Here is a 14,641-nt window from a genome sequence, read left to right as displayed (position 1 = left end):
TTGTAATTAATACTCTAGGAGTATATCAAGAGGATAGTAGATTGTGAACCCATAAATTATGGAAAAGTAACTTTTTTGTCATTTTTACTAGCTGTTTCAAGTGGGTGTAGACGGTTAATAGTACATTGCACCTTATCCTACAAACTGCTCTTAAATCGCTGGTATATCAACCAAATATACAACCATCATCCTTAAAATGCGGCATAAAAAAATGGCATCCGGACTTAAAAATGCTCGCCGAATGCCACTTATCTTCTTTTATCATTCACCGCACCAAAAACGTGAAGATCGCGATATAATAAAACACTTTTTCTATAGAAGGACTTTACTGAAACGATAGCCTCTCTTCTGGAAACCAATATGCTCGTAGAAAGAATAAGTTGTTGAAGTCACTTCACGGTTCGCTCCGGTGACAAACAATTGTTTCCCACCTTGCTGTCTGCCCCAATCCTCGGCACGAGCCATCAGACGACGGCCAATTCCGCCCCCACGATGCTCTTGCCCTACTATCAAGGACGTAATTTGTGCGGCAGGTTCCGGATAGGCATGACTTTGCACACATTGCAAGCCAATCACACCAATAATTTGTTCATCCACTTCGGCAACAAGCATGCATGCGTTTGGATTACTTTCCAAACATTCAATGCGCTCTTTCATGACATTGGCTGTTGTGGGATAGCTGACCTCTCGCATCAGTCCCGTTACCGCTTCAGCATCTCGCAGTTCACACTCTCGGATCATCAGTACAGGGGCCTCAACATTATTGGACATGATTTACCTCCACTTTCAGCATATTAGCGGCTTGTACCGCTGTTTTACGAGCTTCTTCCACATCTTGGCCGGCACTTAATGCTACGGCCATTCGGCGTCCCACTTTGGCCTCAGGTTTACCAAATACACGAACCTGAGTACGAGGAAGCGCCAGTGCTTCTTCAATCCCGCCTACAGTAAAGTCAGATGTTTCATCATTAGCCTTCAGCGTTGCTGAAGCTCCCGGTGTCAGTAAATGTACATCTGTGACCGGAAAACCAAGAATTGCACGCACATGCAGCGCAAACTCGGAACTATCTTGCGTTACCATAGTAACCATACCTGTATCATGCGGACGAGGCGACACCTCGCTGAACACGACTCCATCTGATGTCAGGAATAATTCAACCCCGAACAGTCCATAACCACCGAGTTCATCCGTAACAGACTTGGCAATATGACAAGCTTGTTCCCATTGCTCCGGTGTCATCGCGTGAGGTTGCCACGATTCGACATAATCCCCATCTTTTTGAATGTGACCGATCGGAGGACAAAATACAGTCCCTGAGACAGATCTAACTGTGAGCAGCGTAATTTCGCTGTCAAACTTCACGAAGCTTTCCACAATGACTCGTACGGATTTGCCACGTGCTCCCGAAAGAGCAATGTTCCAGCAATCCTCTACGTCATCCGCTGTACGGCATACACTCTGCCCTTTACCGGAAGAACTCATTAGTGGTTTGATGACGCATGGTGTGCCCAATTCACGAACAGCTTCCTGAAGTTGCTCCAGGTTGTCCGCAAAAAGATAGGCCGCTGTTGGAAGGTTCAATTGTTCGGCTGCCAGACGGCGGATGCCTTCGCGATCCATCGTTAAACGGGCAGCACGTGCCGTAGGAACGACACAAAATCCTTCTTCCTCAAGCTCGAGTAATGCTTCAGTTGCGATTGCTTCAATCTCAGGTACGATGTAATGAGGTTGTTCCTTTCGGATCAATTGTTTCAGAGCTTCGGCATTTAACATGTCGATGCAGTAAGACCGATGTGCAACCTGCATGGCAGGTGCGTTTTCGTAACGATCAACAGCGATCGTTTCTACTCCCAGTCGCTGGGCCTCAATAACGACCTCTTTTCCCAATTCTCCGCTGCCCAATAGCAGCATTTTTTTGGCTTGAGCCGAAAATGGAGCACCCCACATGTTCTTTCCAATCCTCCCAAAGAGAAATCTTCTATATCTATCTCTCTATTTTCGGGGTTTTGGTTAAAGAATGCAAGAGTGCTCCCTATTTTTCTTGTGAATTTTACAAGATTTTTTGTGTTTTTTCGATCAATTTTTACAAAAATCTGTATTGAGCTTCTATTAATCCATTATAAACTCCTTGTTTCTGGATAAGTTGCTCATGGTTTCCTTCTTCCTTGATTTCACCATGATCCAGCACGATAATGTTATCCGCATTTCGGATTGTGGAGAGACGGTGGGCCACCATAAAGGAAGTTCTTCCTTGCAGCAACACTTTCAAAGCCTCCTGAATTTTGAGCTCTGTTTCGGTGTCGATGCTGGCAGTCGCTTCATCCAAAATCAAGATTCGAGGGTCAGCCAGCAAGGCACGGGCAAAGGATAACAATTGCCGTTGTCCCATGGATAATACATTCCCGCGTTCTTCGACTTCCGTATCATATCCACCCGGCAGCTTCATAATAAATTCATGGGCATTAACAGCCTTCGCAGCTTCTTCCACTTCTTCATCGGTTGCATCCAGCCGTCCAAAACGAATATTATCACGAATGGTACCTGAGAAAATGAACGTATCCTGCAATACAATACTGATCTGGCTGCGCAGACTTTCAACCGTTACATCCCTTACATCCTGACCATCTATGGTGAGACGTCCGCCAGATATGTCATAGAACCGGCTGATGAGATTGATAATGGTACTTTTACCTGAACCCGTATGACCTACAAGGGCAATCGATTGTCCGGCACCTGCAGCGAAACTGATCCCCTTCAGCGCCTGTCTGCCCTTCTCATATTCAAACACGACATTGTCGAATACAATATCTCCTTTAATAGATGCAAGCGGCTTGGCTCCAGGTTTATCTGCAATACTCGGCTCCTCATCCATAAACTCGAAGATCCGTTCGGAGGAAGCCATGGCAACGAGCAATTGATTGTACATCTGTCCCAGACGGTTGATCGGGTCCCAGAAGTTGCCGACATAGTTGGCAAAGGCAACAAGCAATCCAATTGTCAGCTGCCCCTCTTGAATCAGATAAGCACCAAACCAGAACAGGATTAACGTTCCGAAGCCGCCTGTAATTTCAATCAGAGGACCAAAGCCCTGGTTCATGGCTGATGCTCTATCCCATGATTTTTTGCTCGACAGATTCATGTTGTCAAAATACTTCATGTTTTCTTTTTCCTGCGTATACGCCTGAGTCACCCGGATTCCCTGAATGGATTCATTCAAATGGGAGTTGATGCGGGAGTTTTTCATCCGTACATCCTGCCACGCACGGCGGATCAGCACACGCAGTTTGGTTGAAATAATAAACATGAGCGGAACCGTAATAATGACCGCGAGGCCCAGTTTCCAGTTGATTAGCAGCAAAATGACGATAATACCGAGCAGCTGCACACAGTCGATCATGACATTGACCGCACCGTTGGTGAACAGATCCTGCAGGGAGTTGATATCATTGGTGACACGCACCAATACGGATCCCGCAGGTCTTTTGTCAAAGAAGTTAAAGGACAGCTTCTGGATATGTTTGAACAGATCCGAGCGAAGATCGTAAATGACCCTTTGCCCGATAATGTTCGTCAATTTGATTCTGTACGTATTAGCCGCCCATTGAATCAGATACAACACAAGTACAGAACCGGCAATAATATAAAGCATCGTCAAGCTTGGCAAACCCGTTGCAGGTGCAATCGCTTTATCAATCGCCAAACTGATCAAAAATGGAACGGACAATTTTGTAATGGTACCCAAAATCATCATTAGAATAATAAGTGGCAAGAGTTGTCTTGCATAAGGTTTCATGTATGAGAACAAACGTCCGAACTCACGCCAATTAAACGGTTTTTCAATTATTTCATCGTCCTGATATACAAAACGTTCATTCATTTTCTTGTCAGAGGTCTCTTTGACCTCGCGCCTATCGGCTACCGTTTCGGCACTCATGAATTCACCTGCTCCCCAGCCTCCCGCTTACCGCGGGCAATATAATCTGCGTATTGAATCTCATATACGTCCCGGTAAGGCCCAGGCTCTTCGATGAGACGTTTGTGTGTGCCACGTTGAACGACACGTCCTTCATCCAGTACCAGAATCTCATCTGCGTGACGCAAGGAAGAGATCCGATGCGCAATGATAAACGTCGTTCTTCCACGCATGACTTCCTGGAATCCGGATTGAATTTCATGTTCGGTCTCCATGTCGACTGCACTGGTTGCATCATCCAGAACGAGAATTTTCGGATTCTTGAGCAAAGCTCTTGCAATCGCAATCCGCTGTTTCTGTCCTCCAGACAAGCCCATTCCCCGCTCCCCTACGACCGTATCGTATCCTTCTGGGAATTCCATGATGAACTCATGTGCTTTGGCCAGTTTGGCTGCACGGATAATTTCATCCATGGTTACATTTTTGAGTCCATATGAAATGTTGTTGCGAATGCTGGAAGAGAACAGGAACGTTTCCTGGAACACAGAAGCAATCTGACTCCGCAGGCTTCGGATTCCAATATCCTTGATATTTTTGCCGTCCAGCTTGATGGTGCCCGAGTTCACGTTGTATGCACGCATCAGGAGCTGAATAATGGTTGATTTACCCGAGCCTGTTCCTCCCAGGAAGCCAATGACGGAGCCTGGTGGTGCATCAAAGTTGATATCGGTCACGGCCGGCATTTTATTGCCGTAGGCAAAGGTAACGGATTCAAAGGTCACATGCCCTTTGACTTGATCAGCCTCTACAATGACCGGATCTTCTGTCTCTTGTACATCTACCGGCGTATTCAAAAGTTCCAACACCCGTTCACCCGATGCTTTGGATTGCGTATAGTTATTGATATGGAAACCAAGGTTCCACATTGGACCGATTATGTACCAGATCAAACTGAAAAAGGCAACGAGTTGACCGAGTGTTAACGTTTTCTGAATAACCATGTTCCCACCAATGAGGAGCAGAAGAACTACGCTGACCGAAGCGAGAATCTCCATGATCGGAAAATATTGACTCCATAATGTTGCTGCATGAATCTGGTTCGTTTTATAACGCTCGTTACGAACGGAAAACTTCTCCACTTCGTGAGGTTCACGTGCAAATGACTTTACAGTACGCACACCTGTAATATTCTCCTGTACTGCTGTCGTCAAAGAGCTGAGTGCCAGCCGCATTTCTTGGAATGCAGGGTGAATTCGGGATTCGAATCTCAGCGCAACGAAGGCAAGCAGAGGAATACATATGAGCGTTAGCAAGGTAAGCTTCCAACTCATCGTCATCATCATGATTGCGCCGAATACGACCATCAGAACCATGTTGAGAATTTGAGCGAAGCCAAATCCGATAAAGTTACGGATCGCTTCGAGATCTCCCGTGAGGCGGGACATCAAATCTCCCGTTTTGGCCGTGTCGTAATACCGGAAGGATAAAAATTGAAGCTTTTCGTAACAAGCGTTACGAAGTCGGTACGCCAGGAAGTTCCCCAGACGCCCTCCAAAAAGACCGTGTAAAAATTGCATTCCCGCTTTCAGAATAACGACACCTAATACCGTTAAAGCAAGTTTGGGAACGTCTTCAAAATTGCGCGGAGTGATGACGTCATCAATCAGTATCCTTAGCAGGTTCGGATACACCAGTCCAAGCGCGGTCGCTATGGCGAGGCATAAGATCGATAAAAATAAATACGTGCGCTTCTCCCAGAAAAAGATCTGCAATTGCCTGAGAACATCCATGTCTCTCCTCCTCTTATATCGTTCAAAAACAGTATGAACATTTATGAAGTTTATCACCGTCCCCCATTCGCGGCAAAGCGAATAAGCGACCATATTCAGGCTACTTTCACCTTAATGCGTCATTAAGGAAGGTAGATACCCTCCTATCAATCAAATGTTTGAATATTCTCTTCCTTTCAGGTTGTTCGTACCAAAAAAGGCTCCCTGTATGCCTTTAGAGGCAGGGGCCTTTTTTGGTACAACGACAACATTTCAAAATATCGCTGTATATCTCATTTCGCTTTTCAACCGTTTACATACAGACATGGATTCGAATCCCTTTTATTCACGTTCAATCTGCCCCAGTTGTACAGACAGACTCTCCCATTCTTCGGCAGGAATTCCACTGGTCAGTGTCTCATGAAGGGCACTCACGGCCTCCTCAAGTCTCTCTTCCAATTGACGGGATTGATGCTGCAAAGACTGCACAAGCTGGTTGTCATAGAATTGAACCAGCTTATTCTCTGCAGCAGGCAGAACATCAATCACCATTTGTTTAATAACAGGATCAAGTGCCTCCTGCAGCCTTTGTCGTCCATCTCCTTCGAAGAACTGTTTCGGATTACGGAAATAACTCAGATACGCTTTCCAACCCGAAGGTTCTTCCAAACGAACCTCTTCCAAAGCAGGTGTACTCCAGCGTTCGTTCAGCGGTAACGTCAGATCCATGCCTCCGGATAATCGTTTCAATTCATCTACACATTCGGTCACTTGCTTGTGCAGCCAAGTCTGACCTGCCTGTTCGAGTCTGAGTGTAGTCGCAAGCAGTTCCTGCTCCAGTTCGATGGCAATCATGCGCAGCAGTTCGCGACCACAGGCAGCGAAGGCTGCTTTCAGATTCCCGCGATCCTCACGAAGAACGGATGGATGGAACGCTTCTGCCATGAACAGACCAAAACGATAACCCAGGCGCTGCCGCACATGGAACAGCAGTTCAGCCGTTTCCTGGGCCAGTTCTGCCTTCATGGACCGTTCCGCGAGCAAATGTACCCTCTGAAGGGACTGTTCCTGGATCGAGCCCAGCTCATTCCGTCGTCGCTGTAGAACTTCTTCCCCCTGGGTTGCATCCTCGGCACGTGTCTTCAATCGTTTTATTACCCGTGCGATCTCTTCAGAAGCTCCACCAACCGCAAGGTCCGCAAGCTCACTTCCTGCAAACCGGTTAAATTCTTCCTCGAACTGAATGAAGCCGGATTGCTCCAGCAAATTCGCATCGTTGCCCGTCTTGCCTTCCATTGCCAGCATGCTGGATACAGGAAATAGGCGTGGTGCCCGTATGCCATTACTGCGCAGCTGAGTACTCACATGGTCAAGAACTTGCTCCAACTCCTCTTCAGAGGAAGACAAATCACTGGCATTAACCACAAAGAACATCTGATCCATCGCCGAGCTGTCTTTCACACGTCCCAATTGATTCAGGAATTGTCGGTCTCCCTGAGAGAAGGCATGATTGTAGTACGTTACGAAAATGAGTGCATCCGCATTTTTCATATAATTGAAAGTGACGCCCGTATGACGGGCATTCACGGAGTCAGCCCCTGGTGTATCTACAAGAACAATGCCTTGTTCTGTGACATCACAACTGTAGTACAGATCAATACTGTCGACAAAGCAAGACTTCTTCTCATTAGCAACAAAGTTACGATATCCGTTCAGATCCACCAGCACATCCTGGCCGAGTTGAGCTGCGGTATCCTCCCATCCTGCTGCGGCTGCCTGCAAAAAGCTGTAATGCGGACGTCCCGCCGGATGCACATCCTGTGGCGAGAGGGCTTTGACCCGTTTTTGCCAGTCTGCCCCAGGCTCACCCAGTCCAAGCAAACGGAAGGAATATGCGAGATCTTCCTGGAAGGCGTCCGGAGTCTTCATCCGGACCCGGGCAGTTCCATGCTCCGCGCCATCGGACGGAGCCATGATCCGGTTAATTGCCGCTGTCGTTGGATGCGGCGAGACCGGTAACACGGCTTCGCCCAGCAACGCGTTGGCGAAGGAGGACTTGCCGGCGCTGAACGCTCCGAACAGCGCCAGCGTAAACGTGCCGCCCGCAAGCGAAGCCGCGCGTGCACGCAGATCCCGTACCGCCGACCCCATGGCGGGGTACGGCTCTACCAGCGCAGCGGCGGCTTCCAGCCGTGCCGCCGCTGCGTCCAGGCGCCGGCGGCGCTGTGCGCCAGCCGCCGGCTGCCCAGGCACCGCCGCTTTTCGCGGCGGCGGTGCCCCTGGAGTCTGTGGCTGCGCAGCCACAGACTCTGCCGTGCCCGTGTGCGGGCCGGGTGCTTCACCCGGCTCGTGCGCGGGCACGGGCGGGCCCTGCACCTCCGGCAACAGCCCGGAGGTGAGGGGGCCCGCCGGAGGCAGCAGGCTGCGCAGCCCTGCTGCCTCGGCGTCGGCGGCGCGCTGTAGCGCCGTGTAGCGCGCCGCCGACGCCGATTGCGCCAGCAGCGCGGCGCGGCTGGCGTCCAGCGCCTGGAGCGCGGCTTCGCCCTGCGCGCCCAGCGCTTCAAGCAAGCGGTCGGCCAGCATCATGGCCGCCCTGTGGTAACGGGCCTCCATCTCGCTCCGTATATCTTTGCTGAATTGAAGCACATACTCGGGAGATACCTCTGCACTGACGCTCCGTTTCATCTCCAGAAGTGCTTCATCTACCGCAGGCAGCTCCGAGTTCAACGCCTGCTCCCACTCCGCACCCCACAGCTGATGGGCTTCACCCAACTGTCTGAGCATTGTACGGATATGCACCTCAACTTGCCCTGAAGCTTGATCCTGCAAAAGTCTCACAAGCTCAGCAGCCCGACGCTGTTTCTCCTGCTCTGTCTTACCCCCAGAGAATAATAAGCCTACCCGGAAACCGGGTTTACGGCTCTCCAAATAGGCCGCCGCAGAGGTACGAATATCGGCAGGTGTCAGGTTCGCATTTGCCAGAAGGGGCTCCAACTCCGCCCGAAACTTCTCCCGTTCACGTGATGGTTTGGAACGAAGTTCTGCTTCCTTTTGATCCAGGAGACCCAGTTCCCGTTCCAAGCGTTCAATACCTTCCTTGCCCCCAACTTCCTCCAGAAGTGCTGACTCTTCCTCTTCGCGTTCCTCTGCCTGTCTTGTCAGATGCTGCTCGGTCACATGGCTCGCAGAGCTTGCAAGGCTATGCTTGATTAAACCTTCCTTCTCTTTCATCATATGTTCAATCAGTTGAGGAAGCTGCTTCCACTGGCTGTAACGATGCTCCTTGTCCCGAAGCGAAGTAAACAGCAGTCCATCATACCGGACTTCCCAGGCTGCAAAAATAGCTTCTACACCTTCAACATATTGGTCAAACGAAAGCTCGCGTTCCCGGTGTTTATCAATCTGGTTTACGATAAGAAACAACGGTTTGCCCCAATCGGATAGACTTTTGGCAAAAGAAAGGTTGCTTTCCGATTGCACATGGTTATAATCCATCACATAGAACACCACATCGGCAAGATGAAGTGCTGAATGTGTTGCTAGGCTGTGCCCCTGATCGGTCGAATCCACGCCTGGCGTATCAAGTAATACGGCATCATCTTTCAGTAGGGGAATGTCATCCCATACTTCAATGGAGGTGTAAGCCCCACCATTCTTGCAATACTCTTCCAATTGTTCCGGAGAAACCTCAAGTACTCCCGCTGAATTGTCAGCGCTTACGTTCGATGACGTATAAATAAGTGCTCTCGGCTCACCGTTACGGATGGATACAACATTCGCACTTGTAGGTACAGGACTCGAAGGCAAAACCCGCTTGCCACATAAACTATTAATTAGACTCGATTTGCCTGCCGAAAAGTGTCCACAAAACGCAATCGTTAACTGTTTCATTTCCGCCTTACTGATCAAATCCGTTAAAGCCTGTACAGCTGTATGGTCCCCTGTCTGCTCCATCGCTTCTCGCAGTGGAAGCAGAGGTTTGGCCATCTCTACTGGGTAATCTGTTCTGGACATGACTGGCCTTCCCCCTGGCTCCTCTAATTTGACATCTGGTCCGATGTCTTTATCTTATAATTCATTTATTTTACCATTATCAAGTTTGAAATTGAACGGTCTGAATGCAAGATGACTGACAAAGATAATTTCACATCGTAATTCTCCACATAAAAAAATAAAACCGATCCTGTCGGTTTTATCTGTGAAACAATTGTATTCCATAAGAAGCATGCTGCGTCCATGCCCAATTGGATCACCTTTAAAAGGATAACCTTGTACATAGAAGCAGCATAGCTTATTAAATCAAATCTCTTAAGAAACAGCGTTCTCCATCGAAGGCAGCAAAATTTCAAATACTTGTCCGTGCTGCAAAATCGTAATGTCACGACCTTTGTCTCTCATAACAACCACTTCTGGTTTCGTGGACATACGCTCGAGATAATGTTCAGGCACATCGCCAGAATGGCTTACAGTGATACCTTCTACTTCTTTTTCTTCGTTTTCAGCCATTTCCTGTTCAACGATTTGTTCAAAAATATCGGAGAAGGCCTCAAAATTGTCAGTGTACACGGAAATGCATTTCATAATAACTCATCCTCTTCTGCTCATTAATTTATTTTTCGTTTTGGGGTTGTAGCACGTTCCTTATCTTTCCTGATTTGGGACGTTTTCATACGCTTTTTACCTTCTCTGCATATGTCCAGCAATGGACAGATATGGCATTGAGGGTTTTGTGCCTTGCAATGGTAGCGTCCAAAAAATATGAACCGATGATGAGTTAAAGTCCACTCATCCCGGGGTACGCGCTTCATCAATTTTTTCTCGACTTCAAGTACGGAGTCATCCCAACCTGCCAGTGCCAGCCTTTTGGATACACGTTCAACATGCGTATCCACCGCAATTGCCGGGACTCCAAATGCATTGGATACAACAACATTTGCAGTTTTCCGCCCGACACCGGGGAGCGTCACAAGCTGATCATGTTCCTGCGGTACATCACCGCCATACTGCTCTATTAAAATTCGGCACATGTTCTGAATATGCTTGGCCTTGTTTCGGTACAGACCGATACGCCGGATATCCTGTTCCAACTCTTCGAGAGGAACGGACAGATAATCAGCAGGACTGGTGTACTTTTTGAACAAGTCTACGGTTACTTTGTTTACCGTTTCGTCGGTGCACTGGGCAGACAACAGAACGGCTACAGTCAATTCAAACGCATTGCTGTGATTTAATTCGCAATGTGCATCAGGAAACATCGCTTCCATTGTATCGAGTATATGTCTAACAGTGGCTGCATTCATGAAGAGCTACCTCCCACAAAATGACTCCACACAGTGGAGCCTTACTTCGAAGCTTCTTTCGAGTACTTTGCGGGGACCCCAAAAATCTTGCAAAAAAAACGTCTTGATACGGGAAAGATCCCGCATCAAGACGGTCATTCTTTTGATCCTCGAAAAGAAACGATTACTGTTTTTGGATCTCCAGTACAACGTTGTTCAGGAGATACAATACAATATTATCATTATCTTTGAGAGATTGCACGCTTAAAGTGTTGTCACCCTGGTGAACAAATGCGCCTGTACCCAGTGCAAAACGATAATTTGTGTCAGATGTGGACTCACGTTTAACCAAAATTTGGTTACCGACTCCATCATAAGACCAGAACTGTTTGCTCATGACCGTCAGCACTCTGAAACGGGTGGAATTATCCGTGTCCTTCGTCATCTCAACACGGTCACCTACAGTAAGACTGCCAAGAGTAGTTAACGTAGATCCCGATTTAACCACTTTTACAGAACCACTAACAGGAACCGTCTCACTTTGACCATTGAACAGTTTCAGTGTAACTGACGAAGCATCAACAGATGTAACCTCCGCAAGCGTACGTTTAACAACTTGAACCGCTTTAGGCGTTGTTCCCTCAAATGTAACGTTGATCAGGTTACCCGCTGTCAATTGTGATGCCGTAATGGTCTGACCGCTTTCTCCTGTCAGTACCGCTTGATCAACGTAGAACTGACTTGTCAGCGAATCCGATTTCACACGGACACGTCCATTGGTTTCTACAGAAACTACTTCAAATTGAGCCACGGTGTTCAAAGCCACTTTCTGCACATAGTCCTGATTCGAACCCAGCGTAACTGTGACACTATCACCGATCTTCAGATCACTCAGACCTGCTCCAGATTTGTTGTAAATCTCGATTGTTGGAACCGTAGAGTACGGCACCGTGATCGTCTGGTTTCCAGACAACAAACTAATTTTTCTTCCAGAAGTATCAATACTGCTGATTGTGCCTTCGTATTTGTAGATCACTTTAACGGATAACGCACGAGTTCCCACATACGTCAGATCCAATTTGCGACCATCATTTAACAAAGACTCCAATCCAGCAAGTGTAGGTTTCGATGTGTTGTAGTCCAGCTTCGTTTTGTCATCAAGCGTGAACACAAACGGTTTTTTATTGCTGTCCAGAACCGTCAATACTTTTGTTTTACTGTTGTAGGATACAACGGAAACTCCGTTCATTGGCTCCATCTGACGTCCGATCACTTGAATGCGCGTCACACGGTCTTCAGAGTTTAGCGTAAGTTCAACCTGATCTCCATTAGTTGCGTCAGTAATCAGATCATTCAGCGTAGCATCCTGGATTCCGTTAATAACTACTTCCGGCTTTTCTGCAAGCAGCTTCGCTTCCAGCGATCCACCTTCACGTTTAAACGTCAGTGTGGATTGGTTACCACCGATCTCCACCAGTGTACCACGTAAAGACTGCTCTACACCTTGCGACAATTCGATCGTTTGCAGGATGCTGTCTTTCACCGTGTACTTCACTGCACTTCCCGCTTTGAGCTCAGCCAAGGAAAGGATTCGATCTTGATATCGAATGATCAGATTATCGTTATACGTGTATTGCTCTGTAGTTCCGGCTGCATTGGTAAGCTTAATCGTTTTGGCAGAAGTCGTTACTTCAGCAACGACACCACTATCACTTTTGTTTACAATACCGGACTTCACACGAATAACAACTGTCTTTTTATCAGCCGAGAACGTCTCACGTTGTACTTCAATGGTGCTATCTGCTGTAATATCAGACAGTTTGATTGCATTTCCATTTTGATCGATAAATGCTGTTGCCTCATCATAGCCATATGTTTCATAATTCTCGCCTACAAACAAGCCAATTTTATTACCTGATAATGAACGAGCAAATGTACCTTCAACGCTTTCTACCTGCGGCGTAGCATCAACCACTTCTACATAGGAAGCTGTACCCGTAGTACCTACAATCTGAACTTTTGTATACAGCTTCACATCCGCAGACGATGCACGAGATTCACTGTCTTTTGTAAAGTAAGGAGTACTGCTGTTCACTGCGAAGTTAACAGCTTTTCCGTCCACAACCAGTGTGATCTGCCCATCTTTTAATCCAGTTACATAACCCGTGAATGTGTTCGCATACTTCGTATCCGTTAAGGTTTCGCCGCGGCTAAAGAATGTAGCGAGTTGGGCACGAGTCACAGAACCGGTTGGATTAAATTTGTTGCCTTCTACACCTTTGGCCAGATCCAAACTTACAGCCAGATTGATGTACCCTTTGCCACTTTCGGAAATGCTATCATTATCAGCAAATCCGGTAGATTGGTTGTTTTGGGCCTTCGCTTCAGCATCCTTGTTCAACGAACGGATCAACAATTTTGTAATCCATTCACGTGATGCCTGTTTCTGCCCCCAGGATGTTTTGGACACATCCACTGTAGATTCTTCGGTTTTATCAATCAGTCCCAGTTGAAGCGCCAAAGCGACATAAGGCTTGAAATAGTTTCCCACTTCCATATTTGTCGGTAATGCCGTAGCCGTGCTGTCGTTCAACTGGTCCTCCTTGTTCATAAAACGGATCGCCATTGTCACAGCTTCCTGCTGCGTTACCGCGTCTCCCGGACGGAACAAGCCGTTGTTACCGAGAAGAATGCCTTGATAGGCCAGTTTGTACACATGTTTCTCAGCCCAATATCCGACCTTGATATCACTGAACAAACCGGTTGGTGCAGCTGTATTGTTTACAGTTGCAGTCTGGCCTTGCCCCGTATCTGTTGATTCTGCTGCCATGGCAGCTCCGCCGGCGCTAAGGGCCATCATGCCTGCAAGCACGGCTGAAACTACTTTTTTAGAGTGTGATGGATTGTTATATTTAAAAGTCACCTGTGATTCCCCTCTCTCATGTAAAACGGCCGATATTCCGCAGATTCACGGTAAAACAACATGCTGTACAACCTATTCGGATCGTGTCATTGGATGCTCAAGATCCACATGGCCCATCAAACTCTCGGATTGCTGGCCATCTACCAGCAAATCAAGTGATTTGATTTCATCAAACTGGAAGAACGTTTGCTTCAAAGCATCAATGGCAAACACTTCGCCACCTGCACCAAGACGTGCTGTATCCGGCATGTGAATATCCAGGGTAAGCGCACCGTCTTTGAACTGAACAGATTTCAATTCAATTTCTTTAGCCCAAAGCGGAACAAGATTGTCGTCTTTGCTTTGTTGCAGCGCTGCAAATGCAGCCTTGTACTTGGCTTCATCAGAAGAATAAGAAATAACTGCCGATGCTTTGTGCAATTCCAACTCTTCCAGATCTGTGTAGTACACATCAATGGTCTTCTTCTCATTAGTTTCGGAAGTTCCAGGCTTCTCTGTAGTAGTTCCACCCGATGGAGTCGTTGTACCCTCCGTACTGCCTTCTGTGTTACCCGGTGTCGTTGTCGTTGTATCCTCCGGATCCACAGTTACAGGTTCAGTAATATCCGTCTCATTCTGATCCTCAGGCGCATTATTCTCTGTTCCCGCACCTTGAGTCTGATTTGGAGCTGGAGCAGCTGTTGGCTTGCTTCCACATCCAGCAGCAACTGTCATAACCGTTACCAGCAGCGCTGCAATCCATAATTTTTTGTTCAT

At 47.5% G+C, this 14,641-nt stretch carries 9 protein-coding genes; all 9 read right to left on the bottom strand.

The genetic code is table 11. The annotated features are described in order from the left end of the window. Positions 1 to 312: 312 nt before the first annotated feature. The gene (locus tag DC345_RS04025; protein ID WP_062328403.1) at positions 313 to 771 is read right to left on the bottom strand and encodes a GNAT family N-acetyltransferase; all 459 of its coding nucleotides are present in this window, start codon (positions 769 to 771) and stop codon (positions 313 to 315) included. Then, on the bottom strand, positions 761 to 1,948 hold the full coding sequence (gene purT, locus DC345_RS04020; protein WP_113052001.1) for a formate-dependent phosphoribosylglycinamide formyltransferase: 1,188 nt from the start codon (positions 1,946 to 1,948) through the stop codon (positions 761 to 763). The genes DC345_RS04025 and purT overlap by 11 nt, the downstream gene beginning before the upstream one ends. Before the next feature lie 136 nt (positions 1,949 to 2,084). Then, a complete protein-coding gene (locus tag DC345_RS04015) occupies positions 2,085 to 3,935 on the bottom strand; it encodes an ABC transporter ATP-binding protein (RefSeq protein WP_113052000.1) in 1,851 nt (616 codons plus the stop codon). Next, entirely contained in the window at positions 3,932 to 5,704 is a 1,773-nt protein-coding gene (locus DC345_RS04010; RefSeq protein ID WP_113051999.1) for an ABC transporter ATP-binding protein, read from the bottom strand. The genes DC345_RS04015 and DC345_RS04010 overlap by 4 nt, the downstream gene beginning before the upstream one ends. A 321-nt stretch (positions 5,705 to 6,025) precedes the next feature. Then, the gene (locus DC345_RS04005; RefSeq protein ID WP_113051998.1) at positions 6,026 to 9,697 is read right to left on the bottom strand and encodes a dynamin family protein; all 3,672 of its coding nucleotides are present in this window, start codon (positions 9,695 to 9,697) and stop codon (positions 6,026 to 6,028) included. A gap of 294 nt (positions 9,698 to 9,991) precedes the next feature. After that, the gene (locus tag DC345_RS04000; RefSeq protein WP_024630585.1) at positions 9,992 to 10,264 is read right to left on the bottom strand and encodes a hypothetical protein; all 273 of its coding nucleotides are present in this window, start codon (positions 10,262 to 10,264) and stop codon (positions 9,992 to 9,994) included. Positions 10,265 to 10,287: 23 nt separating this feature from the next. Then, the gene (gene nth, locus DC345_RS03995) at positions 10,288 to 10,983 is read right to left on the bottom strand and encodes an endonuclease III (RefSeq protein WP_113051997.1); all 696 of its coding nucleotides are present in this window, start codon (positions 10,981 to 10,983) and stop codon (positions 10,288 to 10,290) included. A gap of 163 nt (positions 10,984 to 11,146) precedes the next feature. Further along, positions 11,147 to 13,885, bottom strand: coding sequence for an S-layer homology domain-containing protein (locus DC345_RS03990; protein ID WP_113051996.1), 2,739 nt, complete (start codon positions 13,883 to 13,885; stop codon positions 11,147 to 11,149). 72 nt (positions 13,886 to 13,957) lie between these two features. Next, positions 13,958 to 14,641 carry a GerMN domain-containing protein gene (locus DC345_RS03985; RefSeq protein ID WP_113051995.1) on the bottom strand — a complete coding sequence of 228 codons (684 nt, stop codon included), beginning with the start codon at positions 14,639 to 14,641 and terminating at the stop codon, positions 13,958 to 13,960.

It is taken from the genome of Paenibacillus taichungensis (genome assembly GCF_003287275.1).
GTDB lineage: Bacteria > Bacillota > Bacilli > Paenibacillales > Paenibacillaceae > Paenibacillus > Paenibacillus taichungensis_A.
The sequence above is the reverse complement of the archived record's forward strand: the minus strand, read 5'-3'. Positions and strand labels throughout refer to the sequence as shown.

What these genes read in the sequence shown, in the direction of transcription:
- DC345_RS04025 (WP_062328403.1), bottom strand. Translation starts at nt 771, where the DNA reads ATGTCCAATAATGTTGAGGCCCCTGTACTGATGATCCGAGAGTGTGAA.
- purT (WP_113052001.1), bottom strand. Translation starts at nt 1,948, where the DNA reads ATGTGGGGTGCTCCATTTTCGGCTCAAGCCAAAAAAATGCTGCTATTG.
- DC345_RS04015 (WP_113052000.1), bottom strand. Translation starts at nt 3,935, where the DNA reads ATGAGTGCCGAAACGGTAGCCGATAGGCGCGAGGTCAAAGAGACCTCT.
- DC345_RS04010 (WP_113051999.1), bottom strand. Translation starts at nt 5,704, where the DNA reads ATGGATGTTCTCAGGCAATTGCAGATCTTTTTCTGGGAGAAGCGCACG.
- DC345_RS04005 (WP_113051998.1), bottom strand. Translation starts at nt 9,697, where the DNA reads ATGTCCAGAACAGATTACCCAGTAGAGATGGCCAAACCTCTGCTTCCA.
- DC345_RS04000 (WP_024630585.1), bottom strand. Translation starts at nt 10,264, where the DNA reads ATGAAATGCATTTCCGTGTACACTGACAATTTTGAGGCCTTCTCCGAT.
- nth (WP_113051997.1), bottom strand. Translation starts at nt 10,983, where the DNA reads ATGAATGCAGCCACTGTTAGACATATACTCGATACAATGGAAGCGATG.
- DC345_RS03985 (WP_113051995.1), bottom strand. Translation starts at nt 14,641, where the DNA reads ATGAACAAAAAATTATGGATTGCAGCGCTGCTGGTAACGGTTATGACA.